18 protein-coding genes and 1 pseudogene are annotated in these 22,068 nt (G+C 44.3%); 4 read left to right on the top strand and 15 right to left on the bottom strand.

Going from position 1 to position 22,068, the window contains the following annotated elements; genetic code table 11:
* Positions 1-55: 55 nt before the first annotated feature.
* Both DET59_RS05710 and DET59_RS05705 read right to left on the bottom strand, forming a co-directional pair.
* Positions 56-2,023 (bottom strand): phospholipase D-like domain-containing protein, encoded by a 1,968-nt coding sequence (locus tag DET59_RS05710; RefSeq protein WP_113968641.1) that lies wholly within the window; start codon positions 2,021-2,023, stop codon positions 56-58.
* A 301-nt stretch (positions 2,024-2,324) separates the two neighbouring features.
* The gene (locus tag DET59_RS05705) at positions 2,325-3,128 is read right to left on the bottom strand and encodes an RDD family protein (protein ID WP_113968640.1); all 804 of its coding nucleotides are present in this window, start codon (positions 3,126-3,128) and stop codon (positions 2,325-2,327) included.
* A 104-nt stretch (positions 3,129-3,232) separates the two neighbouring features.
* On the opposite strand from DET59_RS05705, the gene DET59_RS05700 reads away from it, so the two are divergent.
* Entirely contained in the window at positions 3,233-4,195 is a 963-nt protein-coding gene (locus DET59_RS05700) for a stage II sporulation protein M (RefSeq protein ID WP_113968639.1), read from the top strand.
* Here the strand turns inward: DET59_RS05700 and DET59_RS05695 are convergent.
* The 5 genes from DET59_RS05695 to DET59_RS05675 form a co-directional block, all read right to left on the bottom strand.
* On the bottom strand, positions 4,187-5,545 hold the full coding sequence (locus DET59_RS05695; RefSeq protein WP_258549583.1) for a DUF58 domain-containing protein: 1,359 nt from the start codon (positions 5,543-5,545) through the stop codon (positions 4,187-4,189). The genes DET59_RS05700 and DET59_RS05695 overlap by 9 nt on opposite strands.
* On the bottom strand, positions 5,496-6,425 hold the full coding sequence (locus DET59_RS05690; RefSeq protein WP_113968638.1) for an AAA family ATPase: 930 nt from the start codon (positions 6,423-6,425) through the stop codon (positions 5,496-5,498). Before DET59_RS05690 ends, DET59_RS05695 begins: the two co-directional genes overlap by 50 nt.
* The gene (locus DET59_RS05685; protein ID WP_113968637.1) at positions 6,422-7,552 is read right to left on the bottom strand and encodes a DUF4350 domain-containing protein; all 1,131 of its coding nucleotides are present in this window, start codon (positions 7,550-7,552) and stop codon (positions 6,422-6,424) included. The genes DET59_RS05690 and DET59_RS05685 overlap by 4 nt, the downstream gene beginning before the upstream one ends.
* Positions 7,553-7,575: 23 nt before the next feature.
* Positions 7,576-8,220: a DUF4129 domain-containing protein gene (locus tag DET59_RS05680; protein ID WP_113968636.1), complete on the bottom strand. Its 645-nt coding sequence runs from the start codon at positions 8,218-8,220 to the stop codon at positions 7,576-7,578.
* 83 nt (positions 8,221-8,303) lie between these two features.
* Positions 8,304-9,233: a hypothetical protein gene (locus tag DET59_RS05675; protein ID WP_113968635.1), complete on the bottom strand. Its 930-nt coding sequence runs from the start codon at positions 9,231-9,233 to the stop codon at positions 8,304-8,306.
* 471 nt (positions 9,234-9,704) lie between these two features.
* On the opposite strand from DET59_RS05675, the gene DET59_RS05670 reads away from it, so the two are divergent.
* Positions 9,705-11,162 (top strand): IS1182 family transposase, encoded by a 1,458-nt coding sequence (locus tag DET59_RS05670; RefSeq protein WP_113968634.1) that lies wholly within the window; start codon positions 9,705-9,707, stop codon positions 11,160-11,162.
* 533 nt (positions 11,163-11,695) lie between these two features.
* Here the strand turns inward: DET59_RS05670 and DET59_RS05665 are convergent.
* The 6 genes and pseudogenes from DET59_RS05665 to DET59_RS05640 form a co-directional block, all read right to left on the bottom strand.
* Positions 11,696-12,328 (bottom strand): response regulator transcription factor, encoded by a 633-nt coding sequence (locus DET59_RS05665; protein WP_113968787.1) that lies wholly within the window; start codon positions 12,326-12,328, stop codon positions 11,696-11,698.
* Positions 12,321-13,370, bottom strand: a complete 1,050-nt coding sequence (locus DET59_RS05660; RefSeq protein WP_113968633.1) for a sensor histidine kinase — start codon at positions 13,368-13,370, stop codon at positions 12,321-12,323. The genes DET59_RS05665 and DET59_RS05660 overlap by 8 nt, the downstream gene beginning before the upstream one ends.
* On the bottom strand, positions 13,367-14,098 hold the full coding sequence (liaF, locus tag DET59_RS05655; RefSeq protein WP_113968632.1) for a cell wall-active antibiotics response protein LiaF: 732 nt from the start codon (positions 14,096-14,098) through the stop codon (positions 13,367-13,369). The genes DET59_RS05660 and liaF overlap by 4 nt, the downstream gene beginning before the upstream one ends.
* Before the next feature lie 295 nt (positions 14,099-14,393).
* On the bottom strand, positions 14,394-15,047 hold the full coding sequence (locus DET59_RS05650) for a PspA/IM30 family protein (RefSeq protein WP_113968631.1): 654 nt from the start codon (positions 15,045-15,047) through the stop codon (positions 14,394-14,396).
* Between the two features lie 18 nt (positions 15,048-15,065).
* On the bottom strand, positions 15,066-15,410 hold the full coding sequence (locus tag DET59_RS05645; RefSeq protein WP_113968630.1) for a lmo0954 family membrane protein: 345 nt from the start codon (positions 15,408-15,410) through the stop codon (positions 15,066-15,068).
* A gap of 298 nt (positions 15,411-15,708) precedes the next feature.
* Positions 15,709-17,495 (bottom strand): annotated as a pseudogene (locus DET59_RS05640) (M3 family oligoendopeptidase).
* A 175-nt stretch (positions 17,496-17,670) separates the two neighbouring features.
* Between DET59_RS05640 and DET59_RS05635 the strand changes: the two are divergent.
* Positions 17,671-18,393, top strand: a complete 723-nt coding sequence (locus DET59_RS05635; protein ID WP_113968629.1) for a TspO/MBR family protein — start codon at positions 17,671-17,673, stop codon at positions 18,391-18,393.
* An 87-nt stretch (positions 18,394-18,480) separates the two neighbouring features.
* Positions 18,481-18,615, top strand: coding sequence for a hypothetical protein (locus DET59_RS21975; protein ID WP_258549582.1), 135 nt, complete (start codon positions 18,481-18,483; stop codon positions 18,613-18,615).
* 25 nt (positions 18,616-18,640) lie between these two features.
* Here DET59_RS21975 and DET59_RS05630 read toward each other — a convergent pair whose 3' ends face one another.
* Together DET59_RS05630 and DET59_RS05625 are read right to left on the bottom strand one after the other, a co-directional pair.
* Positions 18,641-20,527 (bottom strand): cation:proton antiporter, encoded by a 1,887-nt coding sequence (locus DET59_RS05630; protein WP_181778062.1) that lies wholly within the window; start codon positions 20,525-20,527, stop codon positions 18,641-18,643.
* Between the two features lie 135 nt (positions 20,528-20,662).
* Positions 20,663-21,979 (bottom strand): oligosaccharide flippase family protein, encoded by a 1,317-nt coding sequence (locus DET59_RS05625; protein WP_113968628.1) that lies wholly within the window; start codon positions 21,977-21,979, stop codon positions 20,663-20,665.
* Between the last annotated feature and the right edge of the window lie 89 nt (positions 21,980-22,068).

Here is a 22,068-nt window from a genome sequence, read left to right as displayed (position 1 = left end):
CAAAGAGAATCATCCTTTTTCGTTTCGTAATATATTCAGGAACTGTTCATCCAGCCTACTGTACAACTCCTCCAGCATTCACATATCTTGCATTGAACTCCTGAAGAAATTGATTCGTGATGGCATCGTCATGGATGATGAGCATGTTTTCGTCATTCACATTATTGCCGTTTTCACTCCAGTTGGTCGACCCTACGATGACGGTCGGATCACTGTTGGTGTCTGCATCGATGAGCATCGTTTTGGCATGAAGCTTGCGGCTTTCATTTGCCTTGTACACGGGTGCAGGGTTTGCCCAGCGCGTATTTGGATTGTTCGTACTCGTTTGGGTAGCCGTTCTTCCTGTCATTTCAATGCTCGCTGACCACCATTGGTTCCAGAAGCTGGCATCGTATAGACCTTTCACATCAAAGCCGGTCAACGTTCCCTGGTTATCCACATAGCTTCCTTCCCACTTATTCTTCAATTCGTCCACAAGGGCCTGGTCGCTCCATGCGAAAATGGTGAAATAGGCATTTTCGTCTGCTTCTGTTTTCACTAGCTCTGTCATACGTCCCACCGCATCGTCTCCTGAAGAGAAGTACACTTCTACCGTATCTCCTCCAATGGTCAACGTATGAGGTGTGTTATCGACTTTCCTTGTGCTGAAGTTCGATACTTTATGATTCGGAGTCGTGGAACCACTCCCCCACATTTCTTCAAATTCCGTTTTATAAATGGAGGCAAGTTCAGGAGAGTGAACTTCCACGACATGCTGCTGGTTGCCGTCCAGGATTCCCTGGTTCATGTTTTCCTCAGAACCATATAAACCTGTTACGGTAAAATTCCAGCTTCCTGTGAAAACCCATTTCCCATCCACAACAGCAAATTTATTATGCATTTGATTCCCTGGAGAATAGTAGCTGTCCGTTTCTTTCCATTCCCCTTCCACAAACATATAGCCTGTTGTCGCCGTGCTGCCAACCGTCACGTTTCGCTGCGGGAAATCGCTGAAGCTTGCAGGTAAATCGTAAGCTGCCCGCTTCACGGCATCTTCCACTACAAACATAGGGGAATCTGATAAAATATGAGCATCATCCGCTGATCCTACTATTCCATCCTGACCGCGGACAAGCTTCTCCAGATATAATCTCATAGTTTCATATCGCTCTGCGTAATGAGGGTCCGATCCATCCTTGGCATCAGCGAGAATCCGGACGTCCACCCCTTGTGCCGCTTTGGCCATCAATGTATCGACCACTCGCGGCAAATTGATTTCATACGTGGCGAAGTCAATGGACGTGGTCGCTTCATTCAAACGTTCAATGAGACGATCTTCAAGGTTCACGTTGTAGTTTGCTTCGTTACCCTGCATGGCATATTGAGTCGATGCACTTTTATTAAAGTAGACGTTGATGGCACCCGGCGCCTCGCTTACATTGGTAAGTGATTCACTTCCACTTCCACTTCCCGAAGGAACAGCTGAATTAGCCACTTTAGGTGTTCCAAATCCACCTTCATAGGAAGCCGTCGAGGTGCTCCAATTGGCCGGATCCGTACCGCTGATAGAACGATCGTTTCGTTCCATCGTGGCTTTCGTGGTGTTGTCACCAGCGTACCAGCTGTTCACTTCATCGATAACCGAACCCGACGCATCCTTTAAATAAAGAACTTCATTGGAATTCCCAAGACTTCCTGTATACACTTGATCCGCTGCGACAGTTGAAATCGTGTCATCGCTTGTCCTTTCCAGTAAAAAATACCCCTGTGCCGGCACGGATCCGCTTAAAGCTATACTCGGTGATCCGTCCTGGGCTTCAATGGTCCATCCCTCCAAGGAAAGGTCGGATGAAGTGGTATTGGATAGTTCCATCCATTCATTGTTGTAAGAGCCCGTCGTCCCCATCCAGGCCACTTCATTTATTACGGCAGACTGAGGTGCAGCTGCCACTCCCTTGTCCATACTTTCTTGAGGCTGAATGAAACCTCCAGTCAGTAAAAACAGAATACTGATAATCGATAATGAAATCTTTTTCGTCCTCATAGCCTTTCCCCCTTCAGTTAAAAAACAAATATATTTAAATGATTACAGTACAAGTATATTTTGTCGCATTTTGTAATGTAATGGGATAATGGACACTATTTTTCTTATTATTTTGTAAATTATGTATAGAAATTGTAAACCTCTATCACAATCATCCTACTATATTTACTTAATTTTCTATCTAACCATCTAATTTCTTGAAAGATTGCTTTAATAGCCACGAGGAATCTTCATTAGGTATAAAGTCCTTTTCATCTGACAAATAAAAAACAGCAAAGCCCTCTCCAGACTTTGCTGCTTTCTACCATTCGAATTCCCATTCTTCGCTTAATCTCAGGTATAAAAGGAGAAGGGTATCCTCAAGCTCCTCATATGTCTTATCCTGCACGTCTAATCCAAGTTTCGGATAGAGGATAAGGGCAAGCTTTTTGGTTAATTGGTTTCGTTCTGAAAGGGGGAGCTGAACGAATCGGTTGCTGTACGTTTTGACCAGATTCCATTCCTTCGCGCCGAGCTGCTTTAATTCCCACTCTTCCACCGTTAAATCCTCTTTCCTCAAACCCCGGCGACGGATTTCCTTCTCGATGGCTTTTTCTTTTCGCTTTCCTTTGACGCGTCGCTCATGAACGACGATGGTTCCGGCAACGAGATCCCCTACCCTCTTATGCTTGGAATGAAGGAAGATCATGACCATACCAATGAAATAGGAAACGGGAAGCATGTCGATGATTCTTAATAGATTTCGAATGAAACAGGATAAGAGCGTGACGCTGTGTCCGTTTTCCTGCATCACCCGGATCCCCAGCATTCGCTTTCCTACCGTCTTTCCACCCCAGAAGAATTCTAACGCAAAGAAATACCCCCAGTTGAGAAAGAAGATGGAGATGATGGCGATCCCCCATAATGTCGAGTTGATTTCCAACAAGCTAAATATGCCATTATTCCCTGACGTTATAAAGAATAGGAGTACAAGGATCAGGATGTTTACGATTGTTAACAGCAGCTGATCTATCAACAGGGCTGCAGCCCGGCTGCCTAAGCCTGCAGGTTGAAATTGCAGGGAAACATATTCGGGGGTTTTAATATCGACTTGTTCTTCATGCAATACAATCCCCTCCTTATGGATGAATTTACCTTTAATGGTTTCTATTTTTTTCTTAACTTACTATAATAAGAGATAAGAAATCAAAAGAACAAGTAGGTGTCACAATGAACGTGAAGCAATTTGTCAAACAGCACCGGGACGACTGGAAGCAGTTAGAAGATCTCCTCGGAACTCTTCGCAAGAGGAAGAACACAACAGGCACGGCCATTGATCAATTCAACCGTCTTTATCAAAAGGCCGCCCAGAACCTTTCCTACAGCCAGACCTATTTTCCCGGCGAAGAAGTCACCGATTATTTGAACGGCCTCGTATCAAAGTCTCATAATCTATTATATAAAGACCAGATCTCAAGTGGAAAACAGATTAGACATTTTTTCTCTACGACATTTATCGGATTACTGCTTGAACAGTGGAAGTTCGTTGTCGCGGCGATGCTTTTATTTACGATTGGTGCTCTCGGTGCCTTCATTTCTGTCGTGAATGATCCCCTTCACCTTTATTCCATCCTGCCAGCTGAGATGTCTCAAGGGGTGGACCCCTCTAATCTCGGGAAAAGTGATGGAAGAGTGGATTCTTCGCTAATGTCGGCTGCCATTATGACCAATAATATCAAAGTCGCCTTCCTTGCCTTTGCCGGCGGTGTGACATTTGGCCTGTTGACGGTCTATATGCTTGTGTACAATGGAATCATTGTAGGTGCCCTGGCCGCTGTCTTCTGGCACCAGGGGATGAGCTATGAATTCTGGGCTTACATCGTCCCCCACGGAATGATCGAGCTTACAGCCATCTTTATTGCAGGCGGTGCGGGTCTTTTGATGGGCTATAAACTCTTTGTACCTGGACGTTTCTCACGGAGCTACCAATTAAAGCAGCAGGCGAAACGATCCGTCCAGCTGCTCCTCGGGACGGTACCCCTGTTTGTGATCGCCGGAATCATCGAAGGCTTCATTACGCCTGCTGCCATACCGCTTCCCGCAAAATATATGGTTGCTTTCTTAACGGTTATTGGTTTGATTCTCTATATGACAATCGGAAAGCTTCGCCTAAACAAAGCGGGGCTACAGTAATCCTCTGTTCATCATATCGATATAGTAAGAAACAGCCGTTGCGGCCAGTTTCTCTTCACGGGCCTCCACCATCAGGAGGCCCTGCTTTTCCCACTTGGCTTTCTCCCTCTTCTTCACGAGCATCTGCTTCTGGGCCATGCTCTTCATCATCGCCTGCTCTGAATCAACTGGCTCTGTCTTGATCCGCTTGACCAACGTTTCGTCTTCTACCCCAATCGTTAAAAAGAGATGCTGTTTCCGCATGCGCTGTAAATAAAACAGGGCGCTGTCTTCATGAAGGAAGGTGTGTACGTCACTGAATAATAAGAGCAGACTCCGCTTTTTCTGAACCGTTTGAACATAGTGGAGGACGGCAGCATAATTGGACTCGGCTGCGTCCACTTCCAAATGATAAATACGATGAAGGATCGTTTGCAGATGCGCCATCCCTTTGGCCGGAGGGATATATACCTTCACATCCTTACTGAAAGCAAGGATCGACACATAGTCCCCGTTTTGCAGGGCCGCTGCCGTCACGGTCAGGGCGGCCTCCAGGGATTTCTCCAACCGGTTTCCTTTTTTCAGTTCAGCTCCCATCATTCTTCCGCAATCAATGAGAATCGTGATGTACTTTCCATGCTCCGGTTCATATTCATTGGTCATCACTTCCCGGAGCTTTGCGGTTTGACGCCAGTTGATCTTTCTGGGGTCGTCCCCGAGTACATAATTTCTAATCTTGGAGAACTCTCCGGCACCGCTTTGCTGCTTACGGATCTTCACTCCTTCATACAGCAGGAACTGCTGAGCACTTTCCAATACTTTTTTCGTTTCAGTGAGATCTGGAATGACTTTCACCCCATCCTGGAGCTCCATTGTTTTTTGTTTTTCCCACAAACCGAGGGAGCTTCGATAGCGAAGATACAGCTTCGTCAGGTTATAGTCCCCCCGCACCTGTGTCACCACATCATAGGTAAGGGTCCCTGCTGATTCCTGTTCAAGCTTTCCTTCTAAGGGAAAGGATGTTTGAAAGCTTTGCGGTGTACCATCCAGGATCCGATACTCCATGCCACGGGAAGATCTGTTTATGATGTCCAGATCGACGGCATAATCAAGACCCCTTTCCATTTGATCCGGGATATGGCGCTTGATGTCCACATCCTTTTTGGATGGCGACAGAGTCAGGTCCATGAGACTCACGACGATAAATAAGCCGTTCAATACAAAAATCAGCGTCCATGACAGTCCAATAAACGTTCCGGCAAGAAGGATGACGGAGAATAGGAGATATGAGATCAACAACCTCCCCGTCGGCAATATCCCCTTATCTTGGAACAGGAATCGACCCAACAAGCTCTTGGATGACTTGGTCAATGGTCACTCCCTCCAATTCTACGTGCGGGGATAGCTGTATACGATGTCTTAGGGCAGGTCTTGCCACGATCTTGATATCATCCGGTGTGACATAGTCACGTCCTGACAGATAGGCCCATGCCCGTCCCGCTTTTCCAATCGAAATCGCCGCCCTTGTACTTGCCCCGAAGCGGATCGATTCCGTTTCACGGGTTTTTCTCACAATCTGCATAATGTAATCCAACACGGCGTCACTTAGTGTGACCTCCCCGATTTCCCTTCTGATGGAGAGGAAGGTCTCCATGTCGAGAATCGCCCCCACTTCACTTGCATCATAATGATTCTCGATCACTTGTTTTAATACGCTTTTCTCTTCTTCAAAGGTAGGAAAATCGATGTCCAGCTTAAACAGGAATCGATCCTGCTGGGCCTCAGGCAGTGGATAGGTACCCTCGAATTCAATCGGATTCTGGGTGGCTACCACGAAAAATACCTCTTCAAGGGGATACGTTGCCCCTTGGATCGTCACCTGCTTCTCTTCCATGGCTTCGAGGAGGGCCGCCTGGGTTTTGGCCGGTGTCCGGTTGATTTCATCAGCCAATAGTACATTGGTGAAAATCGGCCCTTTGATCGTTTGGAAGCTGCTATCCTTCATATTGTAAATCGTACTACCCGTGATATCACTCGGTAGCAGATCCGGTGTGAATTGAATGCGGTTAAAGCTTCCCCCGAGCAACCGTGAAAGGGTCTTGACCATCTGTGTCTTCCCTGTCCCCGGGACTCCCTCGATCAGTACATGCCCTCCTGCCAGAATGGAAGACAACAAGAGTTTAAGATTCGTGCCCTGACCTACAATGCGCTCTTCATATTTCTCCATTAAGGATGTGATTTCTGGTTTCAACGATCCTCCACCTCTTTCCTGAATAGTTCTATTCTTTTCGACCATAGTACGTATTCCTGTTTACTGATGCGCTCTTTCTCTAATTCAGCCCTTATCCCTGTTAAAAACGAATCGATTTCTTTTTTAGAAACGGTGGTTAATCTCCGTTCTAACGGTTCGTCCAATTCCGACCATTCCTTATTCGTCGGAATCCCCCAACGTTCCTGGAACAGAACTCTGACATACTCGGCTTGAATCACTAAGGACTCTTTGTATTGGCGCCCTTTTAAATACCAGGCAGAAAGCGCCTTGATTCGTTCATCACTGAATCGGACCGTCTCTTCCCTTGGTAGGAGAATATCTCCGAATCGTTTCCCCCGCATCCAGAGCCAAAGGGCGGTGAGGATCAGCAATTGAAGGATGATAATGAGCAGCCACTGGGGATAAAGGGTAGTAAGGCTTGCCTCACTCTCCCCCCCGTGAAGGTATTCATCGACGAGGATCGTTTTCCGGTCGGCTCCCCCGCTTTCTAATAGAGTGAGAACCAGCGGGAGATGGTCACTATCAAGAATATTCCCGTTCATCGCCCATGCCGGTGAAGTAGAGACAATCAATTGACCCTTTCCCATAGGAGAGCTGTAGGCAATCGTTCCATCCCCATCATCTAATAAGATGGTATCTTGATCCGTCGTTTCCAGTCTTACGTCCGATAAAATATCCGTTTGATATGTATTCCCTTTTCCATCACGTATAAGAGGATTATCGAGCCCTTCCCCTAATAGGAACGTCTTCGTGTCAAACATTCCTTTTGGATTATCTTTTAATAAAAGAATGGTATTGCCCGCCCTCATGAAATTCTCGTAAGCTTTCATTTCTTCTTGTTCAGGGATTGAAAAAGGTTCTACCATAATCAGTAATTGATCAGATTCAGCTGCTGGCAGCCTGTCAGGTGAAAAAGACCACCGTTGTATAGACGCACCTTCGTTTTCCAAGAAAGTATAAAGGGCTTTTATTCCAGAAGGAGAGGGAGACTCGGAAACATAGGCTGGATACTCCTTAGGCTTTTCAGGAGAAAGAAATACACCGATGATGATAAATAAGCTTAGTAGAGTAGTGAGCCAGACCCACGCCTTTAGATTTGTTTTCAATGCTCGTTCCTACCTCCTTTCTCTTATGCGTAAGGCTTTGAATCCGTTTCATTTCCCAACCAGCTTAGAGCTTCGTGCTTATAGGAAAGATACTCTTCTTCCTCCACTTCCCGCTCTCCATAGGCCACCTCATCAAACAGAAGGGCCAGCCTGTAGAATCGCTCTGCCCAATCCCGATTCACTTTACGCAGTTCATCATAATACTCCCAATTTGTTTTCCATACCTTTGCTTCGAGATAGTCTCTTTCGTGGAAGTATAAAAGGAGTGCCAGGAACATATGACGGGTAGCTTTCGAATAATCTTCGAGCCCCTCTTGTTTATAAGCTTCTTCTAAATGTTTATCATAGGACCACTCCATCTCATTCATGGATTGAAGTGGTTTATTCGAACGGAATTTCCGTTTTCGGACTCCGTTCCGAATGGCGAAGAATGCAACAACGAGGAGAATGGCCACAACAATGACAATCAACGTGATGAGGATGCCCGATGCCGCACCGCCTGTCGGTTCAAGGGAAGGGAACAGTTTTCCCAGCTGTTCTGATAGCCATTCCTTTGCCTTCCCCCACCAACTGGCAAGCAGTCCTTGTGACTCATCACGATAGGCCTTGTATTCCTCCCCATCCAAGATTTCTTCAATGTGATCTCTTGCTCTGTTTTCATTCAACATTTTCTTCACCTGGCTTTCAGATCAAAAGCCCGGAAGCATGAGACTTCCGGAGCCTGACTGGATACTTCAATTGTTCAAGGAAACTATTGGATTGTGTTATAATCATCGATCATTTCATTTAAATCATCTGCGTCATGTCTCGTTTTAAGGTCAAGGAACATAACCCCGAAACCAACGGCGAACAGCATTGACGTGAATAAAGACACAACGTTTACAATCATGCCATACAGGACACTATTCCCTAATACCAACCCGAACGTTAATTCGAAGGCAGAGCTTACGATTCCAACGATCAAGCCGAATACAATGAATAATAACAGAAGGATCCATCCACGCTTCTTCGTCAGCCTCCAGCTCCTGCCGAGACCGGGTGCGTCATTTTCTATGGCTGCCGCTCCAAAATAAAAGCTCCAACGTGTTAAGAAGTAAGCTACAGCAACCGCGAATGCAAGCAACAGGACAACTCCGGTGACCACAATCCCGACGCCCGGCTCAAGAAGTGAAGCCCCGAATACTCCGGCAAAACCAAATATGAAAATCGGAACAAATACGATACCGAATACAATCACTCCGAATAGGAGACTGCTTCCGATAATCGGCCAAAAACGGGAGAATGCCTGCTTGATCACAAGCTTCACCGTAAAGTCTTCATTTTTCCTCATATGATTAAGGGCAAATAAAATTGCAGCTTGAGCGATTGGAGCGAGGATTATACTGATAAGTCCAATAAGACCTGTACCAAGCTCAGCCGCCAGATTTACTTCTGGACCCCCTTCTTCAGTAAACTCGCCTGAAAAGCTGTTGACAATCCCATCGAACCAGTTTTCCCCTGTACCGACCGTTCTAAAGAAACTTACCCCTGCTGCCAGTTCAATGAGTGCCTGCAGTAAATATACAGGCCCTAACAGAATAAGGAAAATAAGAAAAAAGTCTTTAAAGCGGTTTTTACTTAATCGAAATGTATGGTCCAGTATTTCACCGAACCCTTTAGGCTTACTGAATTTTGTGTTCACGTCGTATCCCCCTACCGGTTATTTTTCAATATTTGACAATATATCGCTTATTCTACCATTATTCCTCCTCCCGTTGATGATAGATTTGTATTTTTTTCATTCTTGTTACCAAAATGCACCAATCCTTATTAGATGTATATTTCATGCTTGGATTCTCATGCTTGGCATTTTGGGGAAGGGATCCGTTTGCTTTCTTCTTTCTATACGAAAAAGTGACCCAAAAAGTTTTCTTTTTGGGTCACTTTCTCTTGTTTATGGCTCTTTTCGTAAACTTTGTTGCTTTTAAAAAAGCGAGTAGTGGTTGATTTCCGCTCCAGGTGCTCGCTTTCCGCGGGGCGTGAGTTGAGCCTCCTCGGGCTGCGCGAGGCCACTGAAAAAGTGTTATTACAATTAAGCATTTTTCATTTTCATAAAGATTGTCTAACTTTTTTATTTTATAATTAGGGTATTAGCGAAAAGGTGGTGTTCTTCATGTTATCAAAACAAGAAGAATTAGTATTAAGTCCATACTACGATTTGTACAATCTTGTAGTTCCAAAAGATAACATACTCCGACAAACGAAAGAACTCGTTGACTTCTCTTTTATTCTGGATGAACTAAAGAATAATTATAGTATTGATAATGGTCGAAACGCCATACCACCCATTCGAATGTTTAAATACCTCTTATTAAAAGTGTTTTATAACTTATCAGATGTCGATGTTGTCGAACGCTCTCGGTACGATTTGTCATTTAAATATTTCCTGGATATGGCCCCAGAGGAATCAGTCATTGATCCAAGTTCTCTTACTAAATTCCGAAGGTTGTGTATTAAGGATATAAAATTACTTGATTTATTAATCGAAAAGACAGTAGAAATTGCCCTTAAGCACAATCTCTTTTTAGGAAAATCAATTATCTTAGACGCTACACATTCCAGTTCTCGCTATAACTCCAAGCCAGCTACACAATACTTACAAGAATTGTCCAAAAAGCTTCGTAAGACGATTTATCAATTTGATGAAAAGATGAAAGAGAAATTTCCAAGTAAACCGGTAGATGGCGGTTACCAAGAAGAACTCACATATACAGAACAGTTAGTTTCTGTGATAGAAAACTCCCCCCAGATCGCTAAGGTGCCTTCCGTGAAGGAAAAGCTTAACGTTCTAAAGGAAGCTGTTGAAGATAGTAAGCATAATACTCATTTTTCAACCGACCCAGACGCAAGAGTCGGACACAAATCTGAAGACTATTCTTTCCATGGTTATAAGACCCACCTTGCCCTCTCGGAAGAAAGGATTATTACTGCGGCCGTTATTACATCAGGTGAAAAATCAGATGGCGAATACCTACCTGATTTGATTGAGAAAACTAAAAGAACCGGGTTGAAAATAAATACAGTAATTGGTGATACAGCCTACTCTCGAAAAGACAATCTTATTTACGCGAAAAAAGAAAAATTTAAGTTGGTTTCTAAATTACACCCCGTTATTACAAATGGCACAAGAAAAGATGATCATTTCATTTATAATAAAGATGCAGGCCGCTATATGTGCCCAGCAGGACACTTGTCTAAAAACAGTGGACAACTTAAAAAAAGAGACAAGAACCGTAACACGAGAATTAAGTTCTATTGGGACATTAAGAAATGTAAAGAGTGTCCGATTCGCGAAGGGTGTTATACAGAAGGGGCAAAGACAAAGAGCTACTCTCTGACAATTAAGTCAAAGGAACACTCGGAACACGAGACATTCCAACATACCGAAGAGTTCAAAGAACTGGCCCGGTCCAGATATAAAATTGAAGCTAAGAATAGTGAACTTAAAAATAGACACGGGTACAATAAAGCTATTGCCGCGGGTCTATTAGGTATGCACATTCAAGGGGCCACCTCCATCTTCGCGGTGAATATCAAGCGAATAATAAAACTAATAAACGAAAAAGAGTAAGAAATAAATAAGGATTAGGGTGTATTAGGGGCTGAAAATTCCAAAATACACTCTTTTTTTGTTCCTTAAAAATAATTTCTCTCTTACAAAATATAAAATCGTTATATTATCAGTGGCCTCGGCTGCGCCCTGTGGGGTCTCAACTTTCTAGCTCCGGCGGCTAGCCCCTCGAGGTGATAAGCTAAATGGGCCAAGAAGTCAAAGAACGCCTTCTAGGCCCATTTAGCTTATGCTTGTCGGGGCTGTGCGAGCCGCCTACGCTTTTCGTACTTTCCCGCTATTCCCGCAGGAGTCGAGCACCTTCCGCTCCAATCAACTTTCTAAGTGTGAGTTTCTTTCTATAGACTAAAATAAATATCATAAACGTTTAGAATACAACATTTTTCAAAGTGTAAAGTCAATTTTAGCTTGTATATAGAAATACTGTTTCTTTCAATTGTTTATTGGCATAAATAAGATCCTGCACAAAATGGTTGACAGAGTCCTGGCAGATTCTATGTTAGAAAACAACAATCATTGCAAAAGAGCCTTTTTTATTTAGCTAAGTCATGTTTAAAAGCATAGATCACAGCTTGGGTCCGGTCCTGGACTCCGAGCTTGGAAAGGATATTGCTCACGTGGGTTTTCACTGTTTTCAGGGCGATGAATAATTCATCGGCAATTTCCTGGTTCGTTTTCCCTTGTGTCATCAGGAGAAGGATTTCCAGTTCGCGGTTGGTGAGCTCTTCATGGGGATGAGAAACGGTCTTCTGTCTCATACGTGTCATCATTTTCCCCGTGACTTCCGGTTCGAGAATCGATTGACCGTTGTACGTCTTACGTACCGCTTCGGCAATCTCACTCGCTTTCGACGTTTTCAGCATATAGCTGACCGCGCCGGCTTCCAGGGCTGGGTACACCTTATCATCATCCAGGAAGCTGGTGACGATGATGATCTTTGCGTCCGGCCACTCTTGAATGATCTCCTTTGTCGCCTGGATGCCATCCATTTCTTTCATCACAAGATCCATGAGAATGATATCAGGCCGAAGCTCCAGGGCAAGCTGGACGCCTTCTTTCCCATCCGACGCTTCCCCGACGACATCAATATCCGCCTGAGCCGATAGATAAGAAGAAACCCCGATTCTTACCATTTCATGATCATCTACAAATACCACTTTAATCATTTTTTTCACCTTCATTCTCCACAACGGGAACCTTCACTTCCAAGCGTGTTCCCTTATTCGGTACACTGATGATTTTAAACGTACCACCGATTTCAATGGCCCGCTCCCTCATATTCTGAAGCCCATAGGAGCTTGTAACCTTCGATTCGTTGACATCAAAGCCCTGACCATCATCCACTACCCGTAAAATAATGATCGATTCCCTTTTGATCAATCGAATATCCAAGGAAGTCGCCTTCGCATGTCGCAAGGTGTTTGAAACCGACTCCTGCAGTATTCTGAAGAGATGATCTTCGATTCCTTTATCAAGGCTCATGTCTTCTATTTTCCACTCGACATCAAGGGGGACCTTCTGAGCTAATTCGACCAACAGCTCCTTCATTCCTTCTTGAAGATTCTTTCCTTTTAACGCAACGGGGCGAAGATGAAGGAGGAGGGCCCTCATTTCAAGCTGAGACTGATGAATCATCTGCTCCACCATGCCCAGCTGCTTTTCTTCATGAGGCGTTCGGCCGGGTGATGATGTTTCCGTAATGGCTGACATCAGCATCGATGCGGCAAATAGCTGCTGACTGACCGAGTCATGTAATTCCCTCGCCAAACGGTTCCGCTCCTGGGAAACGATCTCCTGGATTCTCTTCTCCTGCTCTTCCGCCTTTTCATTGGCTAGCTTCTGGGAATATCGCGCTTGATCCGTAAGATGCTTCCCTAACGCATCGACCTTTTTCCATACCTGTTGCACTTCCGAGGTTGCCGTTTCAGGGAGTGTGACCAATCGGCCCTGCTGCACATTCATAAGGGCATCTTCTATCTCCCTCAGCTGCCGTTTATCCTTCAACCCTGTCCGGATGCCAAACACCATCCCGATAAGGATACTTACAACGAGGATAAACCCTGCTCCCGGTATATCCATAATCTCTACTTCCCATAATAGGGACCAATCCTCCAAGGGATACAAATAAAGATAGGATAGGGATAAAAAGACCACCATCCCAAGGGAGAAGAGAATGCCTGCAACAATCTGCTTACTGACTGTGCTCATATTCTCTTCACCTCTAAATCCCCAATCCACATAGAGGTGACAATCTTCACCCGCTGGACAGCCGTATCATAACCAGGTGTTTGATAATAAAGGGACTGATTGATCGCTTTCGGCTCCACTTCTTCAAAAATCTCAATCGAACCGGCAAGTACCGAGTGATGGACACTCACTTCCACATCGTAAGGAATCAAGATTTCAATATTGCCTAAAATATTTCGAATCGACACGACGGACGTCCCTTTAGGAAGCACCGTATTTCCAATATCGATGACCGAGTCTCCGATCACACCCTGAATGTTGATATCATTCCATTCATATACGTCTTCCGGAGTCCGTTTCGGGCCGAACCATTCGTTTTGAAGAGCGGACTTCTTCATGACGAATGGCTCACTTGTGTGGGTGAACGTTTCTTTAATCGTCGGAGTGATGTATTTAGGATGTTTCTTGGAATCAGCAAAACGGACGATGATAAATAGAAGAATGGCAAACAATAAAAATTTAAACGCTACGGTATTAAAGATATTGATGGCTAAGCTGATGATCCCGAACCACAGCAGGAGCTTTCCAAGAGTACTCGGAAGCTTCTTTCTTCCAATATAGATACAGAAGGCCGCAATCGAGAGAAAGACGAGAACCCCCCCATCGTAGAATGATACTTCCAACAGTATTAAAAGGGTTCCTATTAAAATAATCCAGCTAATCCCGTCTGAACGTAAACGATTGAACAAGGGGGTTCCTCCTTTCTGGTTATGTATTTTTTTGAATGAGGATTTTTCGACAAGAGGTTCATATATCGTGATTCCGGATCAAAAAGTTCGTAATGTGGTTCATATTTTCTGATTTCGGTTCATAAATCCCAAATCCGGTCCATATCTCCTCATTTCGGGCCATAAATCTCAAATCCGGATTATAATATAAATTTCTCATCCTGACATATATATGATGCTAAAACGGGGTGAACCCGCTTGGGCTCCCCCTTTGTTTATCGTTTCGATTCGTTTTCTTAGATTAGAATACCATGTTTTACGAAGGAATGGCTTCCGTTTCCTCTTTTTTCACTTCTTTTTCTAATTTGGCGATCTTTGCGTCGATCGTATTTCGATAATAAGAGGAGTTCACACCATGCTCTAGATGATCTAAGTATGTTTCAATTTCATCGAATTTAGAGAAAGCCTGGCTGTTATAGCCTGAAGACGATTCAAGTACAGAATTCACCTTGTTATGGGCACGGGCGATATTCTCCCTTCCCATCAGCTCCATTCGCTTGATGTACATATCCTTCAGCTTGTGTTTCATCTCTTCATATTTTCTCTCAAGCTCCTCAAGCTCTTTCGTTGCTTTCAGCTTGGAGTCCTGGATGCGCACAGCGCGCTCTTCATAGTATTTTTGTTCCTGCAGGGCAAATTCATACAGGCCTTCTTCATTTGCCTTCGATGCAACCTCAGCCTGGTATTTTCGTTTGTCAGCTAATGCAGAAGCCTGCTGATACTCTTTTTGGAACTCTTCTTTTAATAGATACTGTCTTTCCACAAGCTTACTTACTTTTTCTACTTCCTGTTCACATTGTCTTAAATAATGATTCAACACGGCAATTGGATTTTTCTTTTCCTTTTTATCTAATGCTTCGTGCAGGTCGGACATGACTGTATTTTTTATTCTTTGAATTAAGTTTGCCATAGTAGTGAAATCTCTCCTTTAGTTTTTTAATTGAGACCATTCTCTTTCAAAATTAGTGAATGGATCCGATGAATTTTCTTCTATAATGTTTTCTTCTTTTTTCCAGTTCTTGTAGATCACATACAGAACGTATAGAGCAACCAATCCGATGATCGCCGGGAAGTTGGATATCGATGCACTGAATGCCGCAAGACCGATCAGTGCCCATAAGATCTTCTTCATTGTGGAATCTGTTTTCACAAACCCTTTAAAGCTGTAATACATGATCACTAAAGAGATGGCGAGCCCGACGATCGGTCCTAAATTGGCAAGCAGGACAATGGCTGCAATCCCTCCGGCTAAAAGCAATCCGAATTTCTTCATATGTTGTTGCCTCCTTTCTTCTTCATGTCTCTATCCTATCTATTTTCCGGGTTTCCCATAACGAGCCAGAGCTTTATTTTCGTATCAGACTTGAGGCTTAGGGGTGGTAGGACCTGTCGTTTTTTGGTGTTTCTGGGGAGGGGGCGGGGCACGAAATTTGTCGCTTTTTGAAGGAGGGTCGATATATTGAAGATACGGATGATAAATCGATAAACCTGAACAACGGTGGATAATCCCATATCAGTCTTTCTACTCAAAAAACAAGGTCCGTCCCCAAAATGGAACGGACCCTAAAGCATTATTCTGTTAACTCAAGAAATTCTTCTACGTCTGCTATGCATAGCTTGATACCTTTTTCCCAGAAGGCTTCTTTGGTGATGTCTTCACCGAGGTGCTTCATCGCAAGCTCCTCGACATTCATGACCGCTGTGTCACGAAGTAATGCCATGTATTTATCCTCATAGCTTTCATCCGACTCCAGGGCTTTGGCGTAAATACTCAGTGAGAACAAGTATCCAAAGGTGTACGGGAAGTTATAGAACGGCACTCCTGTAATATAGAAATGAAGCTTCGATGCCCAGAAGCGCGGGTGAACCTCTCCAAGGGAGTCTGAGAATGCTTCCTTCTGGGCGTCCACCATCAGTTCGTTGAGTTTATCGGCAGGTACAATCCCCTTCTTACGTTCTTCATAAAAACGGGTCTCGAATAAGAAGCGGGCATGGATGTTCATGAAGAACGCGACACTCCGCTGCAGTTTATCTTCCACTAAGGCAATCTTTTCTGCCTTCGTCTCCGCTTCTTTTACGGCAGCATCGGCGACGATCATTTCGGCAAAAGTCGATGCGGTCTCGGCAACGTTCATGGCATAGTTCCGATTCAATGTGTGCATCGGCTTTAACGCATAGGAATGAAACGCATGCCCTAACTCGTGTGCAAGTGTGGAGACATTCGACATAGAGCCGGAATACGTCATAAAAATACGGGATTGATCACTTAACGGGAAGGATGTGCAGAACCCGCCCGGACGTTTTCCGGACCGGTCCTCTGCTTCGATCCATTGGTTCTCGAATGCCTTTTCAGCAAACCGGGCCATCTCCTCACCAAATCGGGAGAACTGCTTGAGAATGAATTTTGCCCCCTCATCATATGACAAGGTGCCAGTCGACTCCCCCACGGGTGCGTCCAGGTCATACCAATCGAGTCGGTCTTTTCCGATTAGTTCCGCTTTTCTTTCCAGGTACTGAACGAAAGGCTGCTTGTGCTTTGAAATAGCGCCCCACATGGCATCCAGTGTTTCTTGCTTCATACGATTATATTCGAGGGGTTCCTTCATCAATTCATCCCAGCCACGCTTCTTATAGACATTCAAGCGAAAGCCGCCCAGGTGATTGAGGGTACGTGCAAAGAGTTCCTCATTTTGTTCCCAGGCCTTCTCTAATTTTTCAAAAACCTCTTTGCGCGTATTGGCATCTTTACTTGATAGCAGGTTATTCGCCTGACCGACCGATAGTCTTTTTCCATCGTGTTCAATCTCCATGGCCCCCACAATCGTGTCATACATCTGTCCCCAGCCGTGATAACCGTCGACGGCTAACGCCTGGATCAGTGACTCTTCTGTGCTGGATAGCTTATCTTTCGCTTTTTGTCTCCACTCATTGAGGACGAACGTAATTTCACTCAGTTGATCATGCTGAAGCAGTTCATTCCAGACCTCCTCTCTGCAATCTGAAAGCTGCTGCTGAAACTTTGTAAAAGTAGAAGAAAAGTCGGCACTCAGGCTGGTCACTTCCGCGCGGAGAGAATCTGCTTTTCGGTCATGCATATTTTGAGCTTCAAGACAGCTCACGAAGGCACCGGCCTGACGCAAATACAGCATCACTTCTTTGGCTTCTTCAATCAGGTTCCACACCAGGTCAGCATCACTAGCCGATTGAGGCGGATGAAAAGCGAGTGCATTTTCTGCGAAGTCATTTTTCTTTTTTTCTAACGTATCGAGGTGCTTTCTGAATTCTGGTGATTCACTACCTCCTTGGAAAAAACATCTAAATCCCAAACATCCGAATATGTATGATTTGTACGGTCCATAATGTCCCCCTAATAGATTTTCTCATTGTCCCTATCCTATTTCTAATTCTCGATAAATCCCTTAAATCCTTCCTGATCTTTCACTAATCCTTTTTCCCTAACTCTCTTCATTTGGTTTTTAATCTGACAAGAGTGGAATATTATATAACATCACTACTTACAGGGGGTACACTGAATGAAACTGATCTTGAATATTTTAGCATTCGCTTTAGTGATCGTGATGAATACGCTGGCTGTGACTTTGCCTTTGAATAATCAATCCACTGGTGAAATCAGTGACAGGCTCGATATCATGATCACTCCGGCGGGTTATGTCTTTTCCATCTGGAGCCTGATTTATCTGCTGCTCGCGATTTGGATCATCCGCCAGTTCCCTAAAGACAGAAGAGATCTTCCCCTTTATCAGGAAACAAGCGGACTATTCATCCTGAGCTGTTTATTGAACTCAGCATGGATCTTCGTTTGGCACTACAATTACTTTCTCGTTTCCGTCTTTATCATGATCGGACTTCTATTAACTCTTATTGCCCTTTATAGACGGGTGAAGAGCACAGGTCCGTCCCTCCTGGATAAAGCCCCTTTTTCGATATACTTAGGTTGGATTTCGGTTGCCACGATTGTGAATATCACGTATTACTTAACGGATATTGGCTGGGGCGGGTTTGGCATTTCTGAATTGGTGTGGGCTTATCTCGGACTGATTCTCGCAACGATCCTTGCTTTCTGGTTCCGCATCGGGCAGCATGACATGCTCTATCCACTTGTGTTTGTTTGGGCTTTTGTCGGTATCGGAGTAAAGAACATGGCAGAACACTCAACCTATGCCTATACTGCTTACGCCCTCGCCATTATCATCCTCATCTTTGACCTGGTCTACAAGCGCACACGTCAATCATAATGTACACGAAGGTCCGTCCCTCGGGCCTTCTTTTTTTGTATAGGAATCCTTCCGATGACTTACATTAAGTGATAGGGGGTGTGTTGTATGAACCAGCAGAAGAGAAACGTGACTCGTTCCGGAACGGATATTGATGAAGTCAAACGACTCAATCAGGATTCAGGGCTGACGTATAATCAAGTGAAACAGTTACTGGGAGAACAATATAGCAGGAAGAAGTAACCGTAAAAAAAAAGAAAGCGTCGACTTAGTCGGCGCTTTCTTGATTCGTTTCATTTTGAGCTTTTATGATTTCTTTTTCACGTTGAACCGTAAGCTTCTCCTGAATCTTATTCTTTTCCTTACAGGGCTTAGTGAGACTGACAATGACATCTCCCTGCTCAATCTTAGGTGAAGCACCTTCTGTGAAGAATTCAATCCTTCCTGCAGGTTTAAGGGCAAATATTAATAATGTGTTCTCATCCCGCTCCTGCAGATAAGATTCAAAGGTGTACTTTTCAGTAATATTTGTTTTTCTAAACACGTCTCCACGTTCAATGCGTTTGTTCAGCTCTTCCCACGTCACATGGTTCTGGAATAGGATCCGTCCGCCAATCGTATGAACCATATCTTCAAGATCATCATCCCGCTGGCTGCGCAGACTCAGTTGGAAGAGGTTATTACGGCCAATCTCCGGAACAAATGTGGTACAGACAAGAGCGTTGTAAGAATCCAGCTCCGTAGCCGCAATCATGTATTCATATGGAGTCATATCCAGATAGTATTCCGTTTGTTCAGATAAGATTTCACCCCGATAGAAGGGGATCCCGGCTTTTCTGACTGAAAATAATCGCTGCCATGAGGAATCCGAAATCAAGACCGGAATCTTCAGGTCTTGAAGGGTTTTGGCAAATTCAGTACTGAATTTGCTGCCTCCTACTATCATTACTCCTGGTCTATCATCAATGGCTAAATCCAATTTCTTCGCCATCCATTTAATGGAGAAGCCGTGTGCACATACGGTAGAGAATACAAGAGCAAAGGTTAAGGACGTTAGAATCGCCGCATCTTCAAAGCCTTTTTCTAATAGTACCGATGCAAAATAACTTGAGACGGTCAGCGCGACTATTCCCCTGGGGGCAATCCACCCGACCAGTAGTTTTTCCTTGTTAGAGAGGTCCGTCCCTATCGTAGACAACCAGATCGATAACGGTCGGACAATGAATAGCATAAGCAGGACGAATGCGACGATGTTCCAGTTAAAGATTCGTAAAAGCGTGTCTACGGTTAATGATGCCGTCAGCATGACAAAAATGGTTGAAATGAGCAGAACCGAAATGTTTTCTTTAAAGTGACGCATATCGTCGATGGATGAGATATGCATATTCGCAAGGGTCATCCCCATTGCTGTGACAGCTAATAGTCCCGTTTCATGTGTGATCTGATCAGATACTGTGAAGCAGGCAAGAACCAGTGCAAAAACGACAGGTGACTTCAAGAACTCCGGTACATGTCCATTTTCAAAAATAAAGCCTGTGAATTTCCCCAGTGCCCATCCAAAGACAACGGCAAATAGAGAAGCTGCAAAAAACAGTAATAGGGTTAACCCTGTTACGTCATCACTAATTAAAAAGTTGATGATTTCAAAAGCAAATACGGCGAGAAGTGCCCCGAATGGATCGACCACTATCCCTTCCCATTTCAGGATCGCTGCCGGTCTAGGTTTAAGCTTTGCCTGTCTGAGCAGCGGCAGGATGACGGTGGGCCCGGTTACGATGAATAATCCACCTATCACAAAGGACACAGCCCAGGATAAACCCGCTACATAGTGGGCGCCAAGTGAACCCAATATCCAAGCTAGTAAAGCTCCAAAGGTCACAATCCTGAATAATGGCTTGCCTAATCCCTTTACTTCCCGAAAATTAAGATTTAAGCTTCCTTCAAAAAGGATGATGGCAACGGCCATGGATATAATGGGTTTGAAGACCTCCCCAAAATCGTCCTTTGGATTAATGAGTCCAAATATTGGCCCCACCAGCAATCCAACAATTGACATGACGACGATGGCAGGAAGCCTGAATCTCCAGGCAATCCATTGGGAAGCGATCCCGAGCACTCCGACTAACATGATGTTAAATAAAATAGAATCGATCATAGCTTTCTCCTTTGAAGGTTATGAAATCAGCCATCATAACAGTAAATAGTATGTACGTGTTATCAGAATAAAAGATTGGACCCTCTTTGTGCAAAACAAAAGGGTTTAAAAGGGCACATTGTGTTTTTGTTTAGTTTACAATTTAATTGCTGATTTTAACCAAAGAGTCGTTTCCAATTCTCTGCAGATCGTAAAGTAATGAAGCATGGTGATCAGAACGGCCCCCGCGTTCATGCCAAGAATGACTCCTTCCATTCCAAAACGGGAACCCAGCAAGTATATCAGTGTAAACGAAAATATACTCGACCAGACGGTATGAAGGAGAGCATCCTTTACCAACCCGAGTCCGATTAAAAAGGCCTGAAGAGGAAACACCAGGAAATGAAAAAGGAAATACGGCCAGAGCAACTTCAAATAATAGGCTGATGCCACAGAATGAAAGAACGTTTCTGTAATATAGTCCCCAAGCAAATAGTATAAAAACACTGCCGGAACACCATATCCTAATGTAATCCACATGACCTGCTTAAGATGGGTAAGGATTCCATCAAAGTCCTTTGATGACACCTTTTCCGATACAGTCGGAATTAACACGATCAACATCGAAAAGCCAATAAAAGATGGGAAGAATCCGACGGTAAGGGCAATTCCAGCCAACATCCCGAAATGCTCATTCGCCTCAAGTGCCCCCATACCTGAAAGAACTAACGCCCATTTGATCAAAAATGGCTGAACCGCATGGGTGAGAGCGTGAAAAATCCGCAGCACCGTCGTCGGAATCGACACAGATAACACTGATTTTCTCATCTCAAATGTCGATAATGTAGAATGACTGTTCTTTCTTTTACCCCTAATCTCAAGTACGTAAGCATGAATCAGATAAACAAATACGACCGCTTCACTCGCAATCAGCGTCCCAAGGGCTATGAGGATCGACGTATTGATACCAAACGATAGAAAATTATAGATCGAAACCAGTAAAAAAAGCTGAATTCCTTTACGCAGAAAATTAGCGACGGCAATTTTACCCATCTGCTGGATCCCCATAAAATAGCCCCTGGTGATCGAAGTAAACGCCACAATGGGAATGACAATCATAATGAGCCAGCGAATTCCTGGGTGGTATCCTTCAAATAAAGGAGTCCAGGCATATATGAGGACCATGACAATTAAGAGAATGCACGTCGTGATGACCGCAAATCGAAAGGCATAATGAAGCATGCCCCGATGATACTTTTCTTCCCGTTCGGCAAAGAATTTGGAAAGGCTGATCGGAAGTTCCATGCTCGACAAAATGACAATCAGAAACACAGTCGGCAGAATTGACATATACGTGCCAAGACCAGCTTCCCCAAGCTCTCGAGCCAAAATCATATTGATCACAAACTCCAAACACTCTCCTAAAAAAGCCGTCACCACCAGCACCAATGTACCTCTTAAAAACAGACTCATATGTTTGTACCCTGCCTTTGTTTTAGATGGTCTATTCTATGATGGTTGTCCGGGGAATATGTGAAGGGGTGCGTCTAACTTCAACGCAT

Origin of the sequence: Rossellomorea aquimaris (assembly GCF_003315075.1) — a bacterium.
Classification (GTDB): Bacteria; Bacillota; Bacilli; order Bacillales; family Bacillaceae_B; genus Rossellomorea; species Rossellomorea aquimaris_C.
This window is presented reverse-complemented; position numbering and strand designations above follow the sequence as displayed.

Excerpts from the sequence above, each read along its gene's own strand:
- DET59_RS05665 (WP_113968787.1), bottom strand. The coding sequence starts at position 12,328 with ATGATTAAAGTGGTATTTGTAGATGATCATGAAATGGTAAGAATCGGG.
- DET59_RS05645 (WP_113968630.1), bottom strand. The coding sequence starts at position 15,410 with ATGAAGAAATTCGGATTGCTTTTAGCCGGAGGGATTGCAGCCATTGTC.
- DET59_RS05710 (WP_113968641.1), bottom strand. The coding sequence starts at position 2,023 with ATGAGGACGAAAAAGATTTCATTATCGATTATCAGTATTCTGTTTTTA.
- DET59_RS05680 (WP_113968636.1), bottom strand. The coding sequence starts at position 8,220 with ATGTTGAATGAAAACAGAGCAAGAGATCACATTGAAGAAATCTTGGAT.
- DET59_RS21975 (WP_258549582.1), top strand. The coding sequence starts at position 18,481 with ATGAACCAGCAGAAGAGAAACGTGACTCGTTCCGGAACGGATATTGAT.
- DET59_RS05660 (WP_113968633.1), bottom strand. The coding sequence starts at position 13,370 with ATGAGCACAGTCAGTAAGCAGATTGTTGCAGGCATTCTCTTCTCCCTT.
- DET59_RS05670 (WP_113968634.1), top strand. The coding sequence starts at position 9,705 with ATGTTATCAAAACAAGAAGAATTAGTATTAAGTCCATACTACGATTTG.
- DET59_RS05650 (WP_113968631.1), bottom strand. The coding sequence starts at position 15,047 with ATGGCAAACTTAATTCAAAGAATAAAAAATACAGTCATGTCCGACCTG.
- DET59_RS05630 (WP_181778062.1), bottom strand. The coding sequence starts at position 20,527 with ATGATCGATTCTATTTTATTTAACATCATGTTAGTCGGAGTGCTCGGG.
- DET59_RS05625 (WP_113968628.1), bottom strand. The coding sequence starts at position 21,979 with ATGAGTCTGTTTTTAAGAGGTACATTGGTGCTGGTGGTGACGGCTTTT.
- DET59_RS05700 (WP_113968639.1), top strand. The coding sequence starts at position 3,233 with ATGAACGTGAAGCAATTTGTCAAACAGCACCGGGACGACTGGAAGCAG.
- DET59_RS05635 (WP_113968629.1), top strand. The coding sequence starts at position 17,671 with ATGAAACTGATCTTGAATATTTTAGCATTCGCTTTAGTGATCGTGATG.